Raw genomic sequence first — 16,893 nt, forward strand, 5'->3', positions numbered from 1 at the left:
AGATCTATGGAAACGAAACTCGATATTCTGCGGCGCTATTTCGGTTACACGTCCTTTCGCCTCGGTCAGGAGGAAATTGTAGATGCACTGCTCACGGGCCGCGATGCGCTGTGCGTCATGCCGACGGGCGCAGGCAAATCCGTGTGCTATCAGGTGCCGGCACTCCTGCTGCCGGGCATCACGCTTGTCATCTCCCCGCTCATTTCGCTGATGAAAGATCAGGTAGAATCGCTGACGCAGGCGGGCGTGCACGCGGCATACCTCAACAGCTCGCTCACCCCGGCACAGTACAGCCGCGCACTACACAATTTATCCGAGGGATTGTATAAGCTCGTCTACGTCGCGCCGGAGCGCCTTTCGACCGAGAACTTCCGCACGGCCGTAGAGAACCTCAATATTTCTCTCATCGCCGTGGATGAAGCGCACTGCGTCTCTCAGTGGGGGCAGGACTTCCGCCCGGACTATTTAAAGATTGCGGAATTTGCCGAAAGTTTGAAAAATCGCCCGACGATCGGCGCATTCACCGCCACGGCAACAAAAGCCGTGCGCAAGGACATTGCGGAGCACCTGCACCTCATTGACCCCGTGCGTATCACGACGGGCTTTGACCGCCCGAACTTATATTTCGGCGTGCAGATGCCGCACAGTAAGGCGCTGGCGCTTTTGAAGCTCATTGAGGAACGCCCGGGCAAATGCGGCATTGTGTACTGCTCCACGCGCCGCACCGTGGAAGAAGTGGACGCGCTTTTAAACGACAAGGGCATCCCTTCCACGCGCTACCACGCCGGTCTGCCGGAGGAAGAACGCAGGCGGAATCAGGACGATTTCGTCTATGACCGCAAGCCCATTATGGTCGCGACGAACGCGTTCGGCATGGGCATCGATAAATCCAACGTGTCGTTCGTCATCCACTACAACATGCCGAAAAACCTCGAGAGCTATTATCAGGAAGCCGGGCGTGCCGGACGCGACGGCAGTCCCGCCGAGTGTATTTTGCTTTACAGCCCGCAGGACGTGCGCACGAACCGCTATTTAATCGAAAACAGCGACCCGAACCCCGACCTCGACTTTGAAACGCAGGAAAAGCTCATCCAGCGCGAATACGACCGTCTGCGAAAAATGACATATTACTGCACGACGGCTGATTGCCTGCGCGCATTCATCTTAAAATACTTCGGCGAGCCCGCCGAGGAATACTGCGGCAATTGCTCCAGCTGCGCGGGCGGCTCCATTTTGGTAGAGGCCACCGTGGAAGCACAGCAGGTGCTCTCCTGCGTGGCGCGCACCGGGCAGCGGCTCGGCATCAGCATGATCTGCGACATTCTGCGCGGCAGCGAAAATGAGCGTGTTTTGCAAATGAATCTGCAAACACAGTCCACCTACGGGCTCATGCGCGAAAAGCCGATTTTTGAAATTAAGCGTATCATCGACGCACTTTTGATGCAGGAATTGCTCATCCAGACCGACGGGCAATATCCGGTTTTAAAGCTGACGCAGAACGCGCGGCCGGTTTTGCTTGGGGAAAAAAGCTTTGAAATGCGTATTCCCGTGCCGCAGGAAAAAGCGAAGAAGCCGGACAAGGCCGCAGGCGATGCCGACCCGGAGCTTTTCGCACGGCTGAAAAAGCTGCGTGCCGCGCTTGCCGCAAAAGCGAGCGTGCCGGCCTACGTCGTTTTCACCGACACCACTTTGCGCGATATGTGCGCCAAAATGCCGACGGACGAACAGGAGCTTTTGCAGGTCTCCGGTGTGGGCGAGCGCAAGGCGCATCGCTACGGCAAGGCCTTTTTGGAAGAGATCAACCGCAAAGCGGAGGAAGAATAAATGGAACAAGCAAAGCACAAATTCAATCTTGTCGACCACATCGAGGTGCGCGGTGCGCGCGTGCACAACCTCAAAAACATTGACATCCATGTGCCGCTGCATAAGATCGTTGGCGTAGCGGGTGTTTCGGGCTCCGGCAAATCGTCGCTTGCGCTCGGTGTTTTGTATGCAGAGGGCTCACGGCGGTATTTGGAGTCGCTTTCCACCTACACGCGCCGCCGTATGACGCAGGCGGCACAGGCGCAGGTGGACGAAGTTCTATATGTCCCGGCCGCACTCGCACTGCACCAGCGCCCCAATGTCCCGGGCATCCGCAGCACATTCGGCACGGGCACGGAGTTACTCAACAGCCTGCGCCTGATGTACTCGCGCCTTGCAAGCCACCGTTGCCCGAACGGGCACTACATTCAGCCGACATTGGCCGTCGCGGCGGGTCAGCCGTGCGTGTGCCCCGTTTGCGGTGCGGAATTTTTCGCGCCGTCCGCGGAGGAACTCGCGTTCAACAGCCAAGGCGCGTGCCGCAAATGTGACGGCACCGGCATCGTGCGCATTGTGGACGAAAGCACCCTTGTACCGGACGACACCCTCACGATTGACGAAGGCGCCGTGCGCCCGTGGCAGACGCTGATGTGGTCTTTGATGAAGGACATCGCCCGCGACCTCGGCGTGCGCACCGACGTGCCGTTCCGCGAGCTGACGGAAAAAGAAAAGGACATCGTGTTTCATGGCCCTGCCATTAAAAAGCACATGATCTACCAGAATAAAACGAGCGGCGCAGCAGGCGAAATGGATTTCACCTACTTCAACGCCGTGTATACCGTGGAAAACGCACTCTCCAAAGTCAAAGATGAAAACGGCATGAAGCGCGTGGAAAAGTTTCTCAAGGCCGAACCGTGCCCGGACTGCGGCGGCTCACGGCTATCGGAGAAAGCTCGCGCTCCGAAGCTTCGCGGCATTTCTTTAGATGAAGTCTGCCGTATGACGCTCGCCGACCTCACCGATTGGGTCGCGGACGTGCCGGGTTCGCTGCCCGAAGAAATGCGTCCCATGGCGCAGAGCATATGCGATTCGTTTACATTGAATGCCAAGCGCCTTTTGGAGTTAGGGCTCGGCTACCTGACGCTCGACCGCGCCGCCTCCACGCTTTCCACAGGCGAGCGCCAGCGCATGCAGCTTGCCCGTGCCGTACGCAACCGCACCACCGGCGTTTTATATGTGCTCGATGAGCCTTCCATCGGCTTGCACCCGGCGAACATCGTCGGCCTCACCGGCGTGATGCACGATCTCATCGACGACGGCAACTCCGTTCTGCTCGTCGACCATGACACGCAGATTTTGAGCGAGGCCGACTGGCTCATTGAAATGGGCCCGGAAGCCGGTGCAAAAGGCGGCCATGTCATCGCGGAGGGCACAACAGATGACATTAAGATAAACGAAAACTCGCAGATTGGCCCGTTTTTGGCGGGAAAGCAGGGCATCTCGCGACAGAAAGCACCCGAAAGCGAGCTTTTCCAAAACGGCGCTATTCACCTTTCCACCGACCGCATCCATACGGTGAAGCCGCTCGAAGTGGATATTCCGAAAGGCCGCCTGACCGTTGTTACGGGCGTTTCCGGCTCCGGCAAAACGACGCTCATTCTGGAAAGCCTTATCCCGGCGCTTTCGGCGCATATTCGTGGTGAAAGGCTACCAGCGCATGTGAAGTCGGTCAGCGCCGAGGGCATTGACCAAGTGAAGCTCATCGATGCTACGCCTATCGGTATCAACGTGCGCTCCACCGTTGCGACATACGCCAATGTGCACGATGAGCTGCGTAAAATTTTCGCCCGCACGCCGGACGCAAAAAAAAGCAAATACAAAGCCGGCGACTTCTCCTACAACACCGGCAAACTGCGCTGCCCCACCTGCGACGGTACCGGCAGTATCAGCCTGGACGTGCAGTTTTTGCCCGATGTGAATATCCCCTGCCCGGACTGCCGCGGCAGCCGTTACGGCAAAGACGCATCGAAGATCCGCTGCGTGACGAAAAGCGGCGAAGCGTACACCCTGCCCGAAATCATGGACATGGACGTGCGCACGGCGCTTTCGGCCTGCAAGGACTGGAAGCTCGTCTCGCAAAGATTAAATGTCTTAAACAGCCTAGGCCTCGGCTACCTCACGCTCGGTGAGGAAACGCCCGGACTTTCGGGCGGCGAAGCGCAGCGCTTAAAGCTTGCGAGTGAGATGGGCAAGGCACAGAGCGGCTCCGTGTTCGTGTTCGACGAGCCGACCATCGGCCTGCACCCGCTCGACGTGCAGACACTGCTCACCGTGTTCCAAACGCTCATCGAAAGCGGCGCGACCGTTATTGTTATTGAGCACGACCTCGACGTCATCCGCAGCGCTGATTACATTCTCGATATGGGCCCCGGCGGCGGTGAAGCGGGCGGCCGGCTTGTCGCCTGCGGCACTCCGGAACAGATCAAAAACGCCGCAGACAGCGTGACCGGAAAATTTATTTAAACCAAGCGCGTGTACCCACAACCCCGTGTGATGCACGCGCCTTTTTTATTCGTCGAATGCTTTTCGCAGCTTTTGCAGTGCTTTTTTCTCAAGGCGCGAGACATAGCTGCGGGAAATGTTCAGCTTTTTTGCGACCTCGCGCTGCACAAGCGGCCGCTGGCCCGTAAGCCCGTAGCGCAGCAAAATGATCTCGCGCTCGCGCGGCGAAAGACGGGTCTTCACCGCGTCGTACAACTGCCGCACTTTCATGCGCAGGTCGATGTCCTCCAAAATGTGGTCGTCCGTCGCGATGGTGTCGAGCAGCGTCAGCGTGTTGCCGTCCTTGTCGGTATCGATGGGGTCGTTCAGCGATACGTCCTGCGCTGTCTTTTTCGCGCTGCGGAAGAACATCAGAATTTCATTTTCAATGCACCGCGAAGCGTAGCTCGAAAGCCGAATGCCCTTTGTCGGGTCGAAGCTGTCCACAGCCTTGATGAGCCCCACCGTGCCAATGGAAACGAGGTCATCGCGGTCATTTTCATCGGCATAGTATTTCTTCGCAATGTGCGCCACAAGCCGTAAATTGTGTTCGATGAGTTTTTGCCGCGCGTGGTGGTCGCCCGCCGCCATTTGCTCCAGATATTTTTTCTCCTCCGCCGCAGTCAGCGCCTTTGGAAACGACCCGGCGCTTGTGATGTGCAGAAAGAAAAACAAAATCGACGATAAATACTCCAAAAGCCCCCAAAGCATACCCACTCCCCCTTTAGAGAATGGTATGCTTCAGGGGCTTTTCTTATGTCTTTTGCTATATATTATTTGTGGACAACATACTGGTTCGGGTCGCCAAGCAGTTCCTTCGGCAAGTGGCTTTTATCGCTGAGGCGCACCGTTTCCACGCTGCCGTCTTTGCCGATATAAAATTCCGAAACCGAGGTGTTGCCGCCGATACGAATATCACTCAAACGTTCAATATCGTGCTCCAAAATCTCACACGCCATGCAGCGCAACAAAAAACCGTGCGACGTGATGACCGCTGTTTTGCCCATGCAATCCGCTTTCACGCGTGCAAGCGCTTTTTTTGCGCGGTCATAAACTTCCGCTGTCGTCTCTCCCTCCGGAAAAATGCAGTTTTGCGGGGAATTCTGCCATTTTTCGGCAAATACCGGATAATCCGCGAACGCTTTGTCAAGCTTCATGCCGGACAGCGCGCCAACATCCACTTCCATCAGCTCCGGCAGTTTTATGATGGGCAAACTGTGGTACAAATTCACCGCTTCCGCCGTTTTATACGCGCGCTTTAACGGGCTCGAATACACAGCATCGATCGGGATGTTCCGAAACCGCAGCGCCAAAAGCGCCAACTGCTTTTCTCCTGTAGCGCTGATATCGAGGTCAAGCTGACCCTGAAAAATATTCTCGTGGTTGCCGAGGCTTTCGCAGTGGCGCACAAGATATAAGTGTGATTTTTCCATATCATTTACCACGGACGCATCGCACCGGTCAATTCGGAAAGGGTCTTCACGCCGTTTTTATCCATGTAATTCGTAAGCCCTTCGGTAATCTTCACGGGCGCATACGGGTCTGTGAACAGCACGGTGCCGATCTGCAGCGCCGTCGCACCTGCAAGCAGCATTTCCACGGCGTCCTGCCACGTGCTGATGCCGCCGAGACCGACGATCGGAATTTTCACCTTCTGATACGTCTGCCACACCATGCGCACCGCAATGGGCAAAAGCGCCGGGCCGGAGAAGCCACCTGTGTTGTTATGAATGATCGGACGCTTCGTGTTGATGTCAATACGCATGCCGGTCAGCGTGTTGATCATGGAGACGGCATCCGCACCGGCGCTTTCCGCCGCGAGCGCGATCTCGGAAATATCCGTCACATTCGGGGAAAGCTTCACCATCAGCGGCTTTTTGCAGTGCGCGCGCACCGCTTTCGTGATGTCTTCAACGCCTGCGCAGCTCGTGCCGAACTGCACGCCGCCCTGCTTCACGTTCGGGCAGGAGATGTTCATTTCGATCATGTCGATGTCGGTGTCATTCAGTTTTTCCGCCATGGCGCAGTAATCCTCCGGCGTGTTGCCGGCAATGTTCGCAATGATGGTCACGCCCTGCTCGCGCAGCCACGGGAGATCTTTTTCGATGAAGTGATCGACACCCGGATTTTGCAGACCCACGGCATTCAGCATACCGCCGGGGGCTTCCGCAATGCGCGGCGCAGGATTGCCCGGTCGCGCCTTTAACGTGATGCCCTTAGAAGAAATACCGCCGAGTGCGGAGAGCGGGTAAAACTCTGCATATTCGCGGCCGAAACCGAACGTGCCGGACGCCGCAATGAGCGGATTATGGAACTCCACACCCGCAACCGAAACCTTTAAATCAGCCATCAGAATACCACCCTTTCCGCCGGGAACACCGGGCCGTCCTTACAGACATGACCCATATACGTTTCACCGTTTTCGTCGTAAAGCTCCACCGCGCAACCGAGGCACGCACCGATGCCGCACGCCATGCGCTCCTCAAGGGAAATTTCACACGGAATGTTGTGCGCTTTTGCAAACTCCGTCACGGCGCGCAGCATGACCTTCGGACCGCAGGCAAAAATTTTATCGGGGTGCACATCTTGAATTAAATCGATGACAAGGCCGTGGTGGCCGTAGCTGCCGTCATCCGTCGCAATGCGCAGGTCGCAGCCTGCCGCACGGAAGTCGTCTTCGAGAATTACGAAATCCTTATTGCGGAAACCGACCGCCACCGTGGCGTTTTTGCCGCACTGCCTTGCTGCGCCGAAAAGCGGAGGCACACCGATACCGCCGCCGATGAACAAATTGTGCGCGTTCGGGTCGAACGTAAAGCCGTGGCCGAGGGGCGCCAAAATATCCATCTTGTCGCCGACCTCAAACTTCGAGAGCTGCTCTGTACCCGCACCGCGAATCTGGAACACAAAACGCAGCGTGCCGTTTTTCTTATCGATGTCACAAATGGAAATCGGGCGGCGCAGCGTTTTACCGGGCACGTAAATGTGCGCAAACTGTCCGGGCTGCGCCACTTCTGCCAGTTTCGGCACTAAGACCGTATAATCAAAGGTGTTCTCTGCGGTCTGCACGCGGCGCAGTACCTCGCAGAGCTGAACGTCATATTTCATAGCTTGTCCTTTCCGAGCGTTACTCATCCGTTCGCGCGAATTTCGCCGATGCGTGCGCAGATCTCGTCGCGCATGCGAATGGCTTCGCGTCTTGCCGCCTGTGCATAGTCATGCTCGTCGCACTTTTCCTTCTGCCATGCACACATAATGCCGCGGGAGGAGTTGATGATGGCGCCGAGACCGTTCTTGTCAAACGCCGGGGCAACGTCGTCCGCGCCGCCACCCTGTGCACCGTAACCGGGCACGAGGAAGAACGTGTGCGGCGCCTTCTCGCGCATTTCGCCGAGCTGTGCCGGGTACGTTGCGCCGACGACCGCGCCGACGCCGGAGTAGCCGTATTTACCCATGACAGTTTCGCCCCAGTGCTCGCAGAACGCGCCCATGGTTTCGTAAACGGTCTTGCCGCTTTCCATTTTCTGATCCTGCAATTCGCCGGAGGACGGGTTGGAGGTCTTCACGAGCACAAAAATACCCTTATCTTCCGCTTCGCAAACGCCGAGCAGCGGCTTGATGCCGTCCGTGCCGAGGTAGCCATTCACGGTCAGCGCGTCCGCACCGAAGGCTTCCGTTTTCTCGCCGAACACATCCGTTTTGCCGAGGTGCGCCGTGGCGTAGGCTTCCATCGTGGTGCCGATGTCGTTGCGCTTGCCGTCCGTGATGACGAACATACCCTTTGCGCGCGCGTAAGCGACGGTCTCCGCAAGGGTTCTCACGCCCTGCCAGCCGTACATTTCATAGTACGCCGCCTGCGGCTTTACGGCCGGGACAATATCGCACAGCGCGTCGATGAGGCCCTTGTTGTATTCGAGCAGTGCGGCGGCCGCAGCCTCCAGCGTTTTGCCATACTTTGCGACGGCGCCGTCCAGAATGTAGGACGGAATGTACGCGAGCTTCGGGTCAAGACCCGCAACGGTCGGATTCTGGGTTTCCACGATTTTTTCAATCATACGGTCAAAAGACATAGTAATCCCTCTCTCATTTCAAATCTATACTTTCAAATTTCTCAAACTTTTACAGTTCATTAAATACAACTCTGCCGCCACAGACGGTCGCTTTTACGCGGCCCGTGAGCGTCATGCCCTTAAACGGCGTGTTGCGGCTTTTGCCGTGCAGCTTTTCGGGGTCCACAACCCACGCTTCGTGCTCGTCAATCAGCGCAATATCGGCCACTTCGCCCGCGCCGATGGCGCCGGCTTCAATTCCGAGCAGCTCCGCCGGGCGCACGCTCATCTTTTCGATGAGCTCTGTAAGCGTCAAAACGCCGGTCTTTACAAGTGCGGTATATGCCGCCGCAAACGACGTTTCCATACCGATGGAGCCGTTTGGCGCGTGCAGAAAATCGGCTTTTTCCGCCGGCGTGTGCGGCGCGTGGTCGGTCGCGATGACATCGATCGTGCCGTCCTTTACGGCCTCGATCATCGCAAGGCGGTCTTTCTCGCTGCGCAGCGGCGGGTTCATGCGGTAGTCCGCGTCGTGCTTTTCGAGCGCTTCGTCGGTCAAAAGCAAGTAGTGCGGTGCGGTCTCCGCCGTCACCTTTACGCCGCGGGCTTTGGCATCACGGATGAGCGCCGCAGAGGTTGCCGTGCTGACATGGCAGATGTGCACCGGCACGTCATACGCCGCAGCCGCCGCAATTTCGCGCGCCGTGCCGCAGTCCTCCGCCGCCGCAGGTACGCCGGGCAGATTGAGCTTTTCGGAAACTTCTCCCTCATGCATGATCCACTTTTTCGCGAGGAACAAATCTTCGCAGTGCGCCGTCACGCGCATGTGGAGCTTCGGCGCTTCGCATAATGCCTTTGCAAGGCAGGCGGTATCGATGACCGGGCGACCGTCGTCGCTCAAAGCAATGGCGCCGGCATCGTGCAGCGCTTCTAAGTCGCACAGCTCTTCGCCTTTCAGCCCCTTTGTAATCGCTGCCGCAACGTAAACATGCGCATCGGCGGTCTTGGCTTTGTCCAAAATATAGCGCACAGTCTCGGGCGTATCAACCGCCGGCTTCGTGTTCGGCATACACAAAAGGCTCGTCACGCCGCCCGCCGCAGCCGCACGGCAGCCCGTGTAAATATCTTCTTTATCGGTAAAGCCCGGGTCACGCAGATGCACATGCATATCCACAAAGCCCGGCACCGCCGTTAAACCTTTTGCTTCCATGACTTCGGCATCCGCATCGTACAGGTTTTCGGAAACCGCGCTGATGCGGTCCCCGGAGATCAAAATATTGCCGATATAATCCTCGCCGCGCGCGGGGTTCAAAATGCGCGCACCGCGGATCAGCAAGCGCTTTTGCTCTTGTTCCATTCGTCTCATTCCTTTCGGGTAAACAGCAGGAATTTCAGGATAGCCAGAAATTCTCGGCACAGGTTTTTCGGCAGACTTTTCAAATTGGTCTTCGCATGCAGCGGATACGGCGTAAGTCCCAACATTTTTGCCATGCGGCAGGCGCGCCACTGGTGGTAACTTTGCGTTGCAAGCAAAACAGTATCGGAAAAGCCATTTTCGCGCAGAATATCCCGCGCAAAACGCAGGTTTTCAAGCGTCGTTTCGGAGTTTACTTCCGCAAAGATGCGCTTCGGCGCAATCCCGAACTTCATCAGCGCTTCCTTTGCGGCTTCGCCCTCGCTTTGCGGCTCGTCCTTGCCCTGCCCGCCGGTCGTGATACAAACGGCTTTCGGATAGGCTTTTAGATACGATGCTGCAGTATCCACACGATATTGAAACGCGCGACTGAGGTGCGCGGGGCAGGTTTTCGATGCCCCCACCACCCGTGCGCCAAGCACAATGACAACGCCGTTTTCGGGCAATTTTCTTCTTCGGTGCATAGTTTCTCCTTGCCGCATACTGAATAGCCAAAACACCTCATAATAATTATAAAGAATTCCCCCGAAAACCGCAAGGGCTTCGGGGGAAAAAGTTTACATGGTATGAAATCTCATTTAGGCCGCAGGCTCTGCGATTGTTTCGCCGCCGTTTGTGCCGGGATCCGGCTCTGCGGGTGTCTCGTCGCCGCCGGAGGGTTCGGAGGGAATCTCTTCGCCGCCGGAAGGCCCGGACGGTGTCTCGTCACCGCCCGCAGGTTCAGATGACGTTTCGCCGCCGGAGGGTTCGGAGGGCACAGAAGGCTCTTCGTAGCCGGAATTATCGGAGCCGCCCGAATAGCTGTAATCGTTGCTGTCGGAGTAGCTGTAGTTGTTGCCGGAGCTGCTCTGGGTACCGCTTCCGCTGCTCGTGTACGAGGCTGCGGGGTCGCCCGGCATAGAAGCATATCTGGTGCGGTCCGCATCCGTAATGTTCGTATCGGTCTTCGAGAGCGTTTTGCCGTCCTTAACAGCCTGCATCAGCTCTTTTGCCTTATTTACGGTGTTATAATCCGGACGCATGACGTAGGCGTAATCGCTCATGGAGTACGGGATCTGCGAATCGCCCGTGCCGGTCACGCTGCATTGGACAACGTTCCAAGAGCCGTTATCGGAAAGCTGACGGCGCACGAGCGCCGCGATGTCGTCATACGGCACATCCATTTCGAAGCAGTCCTTGATGCTGTCCATAATGGAGTTGTAGCGCACCAGAATATCCGGGGAAAGTGCCTTATCGATGATGGCGGAAATAACCTTCAGCTGGTTTTTACCGCGCTGAATATCGCCATCCACAAACGAATAGCGCTCGCGGGCAAAGGTCAGCGCCATTTTGCCGTCCATCTGCACCTTGCCTACCGGGTACGTGTAGTTGTCCTTTGTAAACGCAACATCGTTATCGACCGTAATGCCGCCGAGCGCATCCACAATGCCGGTAAAGCCGGAGAAATTGAGGCGGAAGTAGTAATCGATATCCGTATCATACAGCATTTCAAGCGTGCCTATGGAAACGTTCACGCCGTAAATACCCGCATGTGTCAGCTTATCCGGGATGCCGCCCGAAACAGGCAGCGGCACATAGTAGTCGCGCGGGGTCGTCACAAGCAGAATCTGGCGCGTTTCCGTATTGATTGTCGCCAAAATGTTTACATCGCTGCGACCGACCGTGTTAAGGCCCTGGCGCGTATCGCTGCCGCTGATATACAGGGTGTAAATACGATTTTCCGCATCGCTGTTGCCGGTGCTCTGCGTCTTTTCCGCTTCGCTCTGTACCGCCGTTTCCACGTGCAGCACTTCAAGTTCGCGAATTTTGCTTTCTACATCGGCGTATTTATCGAGCTCCGTCACAACGTCGAGGTATGCAGTATTTAGGATGATCGCATCGCATTCTTTGTTGAGCAGGCCGTCGATGAGCTGTGTGATGCCGGCATACGTCTTCGTTGTCACTGCACTGCCAAAGCGCTCTGTGATCTGGCTGACGGCGGAATCGGTGCTTTCGCGGTCAAGCGATTCCAAAATGCCGAACGTATAGCCCTTCGTGTCTTCCAACGCGGAAGCCGGGTCATCCGTGCGCACATAGACCGCTACGGGCGTATATTCCGTGCGCACCGTGCCAATCTCCGTCAGCGTGCCGGTCGCGACCGAAATGTAGTTGCTCGCAAGACCAAGCACCAGCGCCAGTACCAGAGAAAGCGACGCGCCGCAGATGAACTGCCCTTTATTTCGGATGCTGCGTACCAACAAAACAGCAGAAGCCACCAAAAGGACAAGTGCAATACCGCCAAGGATCAGCAGCTTCGTCGGCACCATCTTGCTTTGCAGAAGGATCACCATAAACACGGCAAACACTGCCACCAAAAGGACAGAGATCACCATACCCGGAATCCGTTCCTTCAATTTGCTCATATCATGTACTCCTTTGATTTTGACGTTTCAGGGAAACTCAGCACGTCGCGCATTCCGCGGCAGTGCCTTATCCGAGTTATTATATCGCTTTTACCCGTTGTGCGTCAACGGATTTGAACAAAAAGCCGTCAAAATCAGTAAAACGCCGACAAAACATCTGCATTTTTAGCTACAAAACACTATTTTGACGAAGCCGTCCGCACAGCAAAAAGCTGCTGCGGGTGCACAGCCGCGTAAAAATTATTCAGGATAAATCCGGCAAAATCCGTCCCGCTCTGCGTGAGCGCGTCGGCGCAGTCGTTTAATATACCGGCCGGCGTGTAGTCCTGCCGTACAACGAGCACCGAAAGATCCGAAAGCGCACTGAGCGCCTCGGCATCGGCGGAAAGCAGCATCGGTGGGGAATCGAGCAAAACGTAGTCAAAGCGTTCGTCCGCCCGCGCCGCCAAAAGCAGCTTTTTCAGCTTTTCGCTGTGCAAAAGGCGCTCCGGGTGCGCGGCGGGCGCGGTAAGGCCGAGAGAAATGCCGTATTTTTCCGAAAAAATAAGCGGCGGCTCCGCGTCTTTCTCTGCCTGCAAATACTGCCCGATCCCGTTTTTAGCCGCCGCCCGCAGGCCGAAAATTTTGTGCAATGCCGGTTTTCTTAAATCGAGATCCAACAGCAGCACATGCCGCCCGCGCATGGAAAGCGCCAGCGCCAAATTCACCGCTACGCTTGATTTTCCTTCGTTTTCTCCCGCGCCCGTGAGCAGCAGCACTTTTTTGCCGTCCCGCCGCATGCGGTGCTCCAACGCCGCGCAGAGATCCTGATACGCTTCCGTGTAGGTGTACCGCACAAAAGGGTCTGTCAGCAGCGCCGCAGCCTTGCGTCCCGCACCGCGGCTCTTTTTTACGAACAGCCGCTTTTCCTTGCGCTCGTGCCCGATGGTGCCCAGCACGCGCCCATCCAGCTTATGCCGCGCGGCCTGCGGAGTTTGCACCGTATCGCGCCGCAGAAACAAAACCGATACAATCAGCGATGCAGCCAGCATCGCACCCACACAGGCCCGCATGCGGTACGGCTTTAAGTCCACCGGGTTTGAAGGGGCAAGCGGCACCTGGGGGTCGCGGATGACGCGCAGCTCGGCGTTTGAGAACAGCTTGTCCGTCAGGTCTGCGTGGTTTTCCAGCACATTTTTCAGCGATAAAAACGATTCGCGCGGGTTCTCCGCCGTCACCTGCACATTGATGAGGTTCGTCTCCGGCAAAACGGAAGCCACAACGTCGCACTGCGCGGCCTCGCGGAACGTATCGCTTTGAAACACACTCGCAAACACCTGCGCCATGCGGGCCGTGAGATCTAAAGAGGTATACGCGCTCGTGCCGCCCTTTACATTTACCGCCACGGTCGCCGAAGCGGTATACACAGGGTGATACGTAAAAAGATGATACCCCTCCACGCACAGCCATGCCGTGAGCACCGCCAAAATCAGCACCCACAGATTATAGAGCAGCCCGCGCAGCACGCACACAGGGTGCAGGTCACCCCAAAAAAAGCGCTCGTCCTTCACGTTTTCCCCTCCTCCACGATCACCGTCAGGCAGGCGCGCACGGTCTCTGTTTCCGTCTCTGCCGCATACTGCACCGGGTAACAGCCGGGCTTTGCGGTATCTATTTGCGTCACTGTCTGCTTTTTCACCTTTACTGCTGTGCCTGCATGGTCAAACACGCCTTCCAAATAATCCTTCGGCTCAAACTTTTCGCCTGCCTTCACATACACGATTCCCTGCTTCAGGCGAATTTCAAGACTGCTGTCGCTCAGCTGCATATAAAGCTGCATCTCGCTCTGTCCGCCGTAGGAATTCGTCACGGATACCGGCAGCGTGTATATGTCGTTTTCCACAAAAGTAATATCTTCGGTGAACAGTCGAATACGGTCGGAAACGTCGCCGTCCATTACGTCCTCCGCTGTGATCTGCGCCAAAAGCGCGGGCATCTCGCCCGTGCGGTAGGTCGACGGTACATTCAGCGCAAAGCGCGGCGGGTTGTAATCCGTATACCGCACCGTGCGCGTGAGCGTCGCCGCGTGGCAGTCCGCATCGAACACCACGTATTTTATGCGCCGATGGTCGCCGTCCAACAGCGCGGACATACCCGCAATGCAGATCTCATCCGTCAGATCTCCGTCATGCGCGTCTTCGGCATGCAGCCCCGCGCAATACGCGCTTTCCGGCGCAGTGACGCTGAGCGCAAGTTCGCCGTCCGTTTCGTCCGTCAAAACGGGCATGGATGTATCCTGCGCCTGTACGCGCGGCACGGCAACCCACAGGTAAAACGCCAGTGCGGCGCAGAACAGCACTGCCATTACCATTTGAAATACCCTCATGCGATTCTCTCCTTTCCGGCTTCGCCGCTCAGAATTCTGCGTGGGTTTTCATGCAGCATCCGCTCGGCATACGCAGCACCGAAGTGCTCCGTGAGCCACGCGTTCACGTCCTCCAAAATCGGTCTGCGGTACGCGGTCCCGTGCCCGTCGCTCGCCACGCAAAAAGCCAGATCGCGCTCCAGCAGCACCCGCGCGGTCTCTGCCGCCCTGCGCCCGAAAGCGCCGAAAATGCCGCTGCGCGTCACCTGCAGCGCGGCCCCCCGCTCTGTCCACAGCTCCGCGCGCCAAGGTTCGTTTTGCAAAATGGCGTACCGCTCCGGGTGTGCGATGAGCGGCACATACCCGTATTTTCGTATATGCTCAGCCGCCGCCGCGCACCATTCCGACGAGTCGAGCGGGTCAAACTCCACCAAAAGGAACCGACTTTCGCCGAGCGGCTGCACGTCGCCGCTTTGCAGGCGGTCAAACAGCGTGCCGTCCGCCATCATTTCCATGCCGAAAAAGAGCTTTACGGGCAGACTTTCCCGCGCAGCCGCCGCTTTTAGACGCTCAAATTTTCCTAAATACTGCGTCTTCGTCACCCACGCCCCGTGCGGCGTGACGGCTAAAGCTTTCGTGCCATGCTCTGATGCCATACGCAGCATCATGAGAGACGCTTCAAGCGTTTCCGCGCCGTCATCCACGCCGGGCAGCACATGCGCGTGCAGGTCGATATAGCTCATACTGTCTCCTCCCGTGTGCGGTGCGCGCCGTAATGGCCGTAGCCGTAATGCCCGTAGCGACCGTATTTTCCGTATCCGTAGCCATAACCGTACTTGCCGTAACCGTAGTCGGAAAGCCCCGCCTGTACGCCGTTCAGCACGCAGCCCGCAACGGTCACATCGCAGCTTAGGAGCTTTTCGATGCCCGCTTTGATCTTCGTCCGCGATGCGCGATCCTGCTCGATGACGTACACCGCCGCATCGCAGCTTTCCGCCGCGGGCAGAATTTCCGCAAAGCGCGCGCTTTCCGGGGCAATGAGCAAAACGCAGTCCGCGTCTTCGCGCAGAGAAGCAATCGCGCCGCGCAGATTTTCGCCAACAGCGAGCACCTCGCGCGGCGAAAGCCCGCGGCTGCACGCGGCGTAGCGATACGGCTCTGTACCGCGCCGGTGCAGCACCTCCTGTACCGGGCAGTGCCCAAAAAGACACGCTTCCAAGCCCGGCGAGAGTTTATCCGTGCCGCGCTTTAAATCTAAATCGATCAGTACCACGCTTTTGCCCATTTCGCCCAGCACATGCGCGGCAGTCATCGCCGTGGTGCGCACACCTTCCCCGGGCAACGTACCGCAAAACAGCAGCACCTTGTCACCCGATGCCGCCATGCGACGTTCAAGGCGCATGGCAAGCCCGCGCGCAGCCTCGCGGTAATGCTCCGGCACATGCGGGTTCGTAAGGGTGAGCGTTTCGCGCCTACTCTTGCTTCGCTTTTTAAAAACGACCTTCGGCAGCGTGCCGAGACACAAAAGATGCAGCTTAGATGCAATCTCCTCCTCGCGCCGCACGGTGCGCCGTGTGCAGCCGTACAGCAGGATCAGTCCTGCGCCAAAAAGCAGGCCGTACGCCGCGCCCGTCAACGCCGCACGTTTGCCGTTGAATATATTATACGGCGTGGTCGGCAGGCTTGGGGCGCTCAGCATATGGAGCTTAATGTCGCCCAGCACGTAGCGTGCGGCCTCCGGGTAACAATCAATAGCGGCGTTCAGGACATTCAACGTACTTTCGGCATTCGCGCCCGTCGCGGTCAGCGTGAACAGGTTGGAATCCTCCACTGCGCTCGCCGAAAGCGAAGCTGTAATAGAATCCGTGCCGAGCGCCTGCTTGATGCCATCCGTTAAGAGCTCGCTTTCGAGTATGTACGGGAACGTGCGCGCGAGCTGCGAAGCCGTGGCGGTGTTGTAATAAAACCCGTAGCTGAACCCGCCGCTTTCCCCGCTGCCGGTGGCGACCGTGAATGAAGCCGCCGCGCGGTACAACGGGCGATACGCGCGCTTTGCCGTGTACCACGAGCCCGCGGCGCACAGTACCGTGAGCAAAAGGCACGCCCACCACAGCTTTTTCACACCGCGCAGCACATCGTGCAAAAGCGTGATGATGTCGATGGGCTCCGGCACCGCTTGCTTTTCCTTTTGCGTCTCCTCCATATAGACCTCCGAAATGCTTTGTTTTTCATATACCGCAACGTTTTAAATACCTGTCTGCGAATTTCACGGGCATTATAGCATTTTGCACCCGATTTCTCAAGCATTTTCGGGATATTGTATATATACAAATATCGCAA

General features: G+C 57.1%; 14 protein-coding genes. 2 read left to right on the forward strand and 12 right to left on the reverse strand.

Translation table 11 applies throughout. The features are described 5' to 3' along the window. Positions 1–6 precede the first annotated feature (6 nt). Positions 7–1,824: a DNA helicase RecQ gene (recQ, locus tag ACI0CA_RS12920; protein WP_308448960.1), complete on the forward strand. Its 1,818-nt coding sequence runs from the start codon at positions 7–9 to the stop codon at positions 1,822–1,824. Continuing rightward, the gene (locus ACI0CA_RS12925) at positions 1,825–4,326 is read left to right on the forward strand and encodes an excinuclease ABC subunit UvrA (RefSeq protein ID WP_308448961.1); all 2,502 of its coding nucleotides are present in this window, start codon (positions 1,825–1,827) and stop codon (positions 4,324–4,326) included. 45 nt (positions 4,327–4,371) lie between these two features. Here the strand turns inward: ACI0CA_RS12925 and sigK are convergent, their stop codons facing one another. From sigK to ACI0CA_RS12985, 12 genes are all read right to left on the reverse strand, one after another. Further along, on the reverse strand, positions 4,372–5,055 hold the full coding sequence (gene sigK, locus ACI0CA_RS12930) for an RNA polymerase sporulation sigma factor SigK (RefSeq protein ID WP_308449025.1): 684 nt from the start codon (positions 5,053–5,055) through the stop codon (positions 4,372–4,374). Positions 5,056–5,117: 62 nt separating this feature from the next. After that, complete coding sequence (locus ACI0CA_RS12935; protein ID WP_412264044.1) at positions 5,118–5,777, reverse strand: histidine phosphatase family protein; 660 nt, start codon at positions 5,775–5,777, stop codon at positions 5,118–5,120. A gap of 5 nt (positions 5,778–5,782) precedes the next feature. Continuing rightward, entirely contained in the window at positions 5,783–6,694 is a 912-nt protein-coding gene (locus tag ACI0CA_RS12940) for a dihydroorotate dehydrogenase (RefSeq protein ID WP_308448962.1), read from the reverse strand. Continuing rightward, the gene (locus ACI0CA_RS12945) at positions 6,694–7,452 is read right to left on the reverse strand and encodes a dihydroorotate dehydrogenase electron transfer subunit (protein WP_412264045.1); all 759 of its coding nucleotides are present in this window, start codon (positions 7,450–7,452) and stop codon (positions 6,694–6,696) included. The genes ACI0CA_RS12940 and ACI0CA_RS12945 overlap by 1 nt, the downstream gene beginning before the upstream one ends. Before the next feature lie 23 nt (positions 7,453–7,475). Then, the gene (gene pyrF / locus ACI0CA_RS12950; protein WP_412391175.1) at positions 7,476–8,414 is read right to left on the reverse strand and encodes an orotidine-5'-phosphate decarboxylase; all 939 of its coding nucleotides are present in this window, start codon (positions 8,412–8,414) and stop codon (positions 7,476–7,478) included. 49 nt (positions 8,415–8,463) lie between these two features. Next, the gene (locus tag ACI0CA_RS12955; RefSeq protein ID WP_446806745.1) at positions 8,464–9,750 is read right to left on the reverse strand and encodes a dihydroorotase; all 1,287 of its coding nucleotides are present in this window, start codon (positions 9,748–9,750) and stop codon (positions 8,464–8,466) included. A 5-nt stretch (positions 9,751–9,755) separates the two neighbouring features. Beyond that, the gene (locus tag ACI0CA_RS12960) at positions 9,756–10,271 is read right to left on the reverse strand and encodes a YdcF family protein (protein WP_446806744.1); all 516 of its coding nucleotides are present in this window, start codon (positions 10,269–10,271) and stop codon (positions 9,756–9,758) included. A gap of 114 nt (positions 10,272–10,385) precedes the next feature. Continuing rightward, positions 10,386–12,209, reverse strand: coding sequence for an LCP family protein (locus ACI0CA_RS12965; RefSeq protein ID WP_446806743.1), 1,824 nt, complete (start codon positions 12,207–12,209; stop codon positions 10,386–10,388). Positions 12,210–12,388: 179 nt separating this feature from the next. Beyond that, positions 12,389–13,759 carry a polysaccharide biosynthesis tyrosine autokinase gene (locus ACI0CA_RS12970; protein ID WP_308448968.1) on the reverse strand — a complete coding sequence of 457 codons (1,371 nt, stop codon included), beginning with the start codon at positions 13,757–13,759 and terminating at the stop codon, positions 12,389–12,391. After that, a complete protein-coding gene (locus ACI0CA_RS12975) occupies positions 13,756–14,574 on the reverse strand; it encodes a bacterial Ig-like domain-containing protein (RefSeq protein WP_446806742.1) in 819 nt (272 codons plus the stop codon). Before ACI0CA_RS12975 ends, ACI0CA_RS12970 begins: the two co-directional genes overlap by 4 nt. Next, positions 14,571–15,296, reverse strand: a complete 726-nt coding sequence (locus tag ACI0CA_RS12980) for a tyrosine-protein phosphatase (RefSeq protein ID WP_446806741.1) — start codon at positions 15,294–15,296, stop codon at positions 14,571–14,573. The genes ACI0CA_RS12975 and ACI0CA_RS12980 overlap by 4 nt, the downstream gene beginning before the upstream one ends. Then, the gene (locus ACI0CA_RS12985) at positions 15,293–16,756 is read right to left on the reverse strand and encodes a hypothetical protein (RefSeq protein ID WP_446806740.1); all 1,464 of its coding nucleotides are present in this window, start codon (positions 16,754–16,756) and stop codon (positions 15,293–15,295) included. Before ACI0CA_RS12985 ends, ACI0CA_RS12980 begins: the two co-directional genes overlap by 4 nt. Positions 16,757–16,893 lie beyond the last annotated feature (137 nt).

Source organism: Hominenteromicrobium mulieris (assembly GCF_046197855.1).
GTDB lineage: Bacteria > Bacillota > Clostridia > Oscillospirales > Acutalibacteraceae > Hominenteromicrobium > Hominenteromicrobium mulieris.

Coding starts and splice junctions, on each gene's coding strand:
- recQ (WP_308448960.1), top strand. CDS start 7: ATGGAAACGAAACTCGATATTCTGCGGCGCTATTTCGGTTACACGTCC.
- ACI0CA_RS12925 (WP_308448961.1), top strand. CDS start 1,825: ATGGAACAAGCAAAGCACAAATTCAATCTTGTCGACCACATCGAGGTG.
- sigK (WP_308449025.1), bottom strand. CDS start 5,055: ATGCTTTGGGGGCTTTTGGAGTATTTATCGTCGATTTTGTTTTTCTTT.
- ACI0CA_RS12935 (WP_412264044.1), bottom strand. CDS start 5,777: ATGGAAAAATCACACTTATATCTTGTGCGCCACTGCGAAAGCCTCGGC.
- ACI0CA_RS12940 (WP_308448962.1), bottom strand. CDS start 6,694: ATGGCTGATTTAAAGGTTTCGGTTGCGGGTGTGGAGTTCCATAATCCG.
- ACI0CA_RS12945 (WP_412264045.1), bottom strand. CDS start 7,452: ATGAAATATGACGTTCAGCTCTGCGAGGTACTGCGCCGCGTGCAGACC.
- pyrF (WP_412391175.1), bottom strand. CDS start 8,414: ATGTCTTTTGACCGTATGATTGAAAAAATCGTGGAAACCCAGAATCCG.
- ACI0CA_RS12955 (WP_446806745.1), bottom strand. CDS start 9,750: ATGGAACAAGAGCAAAAGCGCTTGCTGATCCGCGGTGCGCGCATTTTG.
- ACI0CA_RS12960 (WP_446806744.1), bottom strand. CDS start 10,271: ATGCACCGAAGAAGAAAATTGCCCGAAAACGGCGTTGTCATTGTGCTT.
- ACI0CA_RS12965 (WP_446806743.1), bottom strand. CDS start 12,209: ATGAGCAAATTGAAGGAACGGATTCCGGGTATGGTGATCTCTGTCCTT.
- ACI0CA_RS12975 (WP_446806742.1), bottom strand. CDS start 14,574: ATGAGGGTATTTCAAATGGTAATGGCAGTGCTGTTCTGCGCCGCACTG.
- ACI0CA_RS12980 (WP_446806741.1), bottom strand. CDS start 15,296: ATGAGCTATATCGACCTGCACGCGCATGTGCTGCCCGGCGTGGATGAC.
- ACI0CA_RS12985 (WP_446806740.1), bottom strand. CDS start 16,756: ATGGAGGAGACGCAAAAGGAAAAGCAAGCGGTGCCGGAGCCCATCGAC.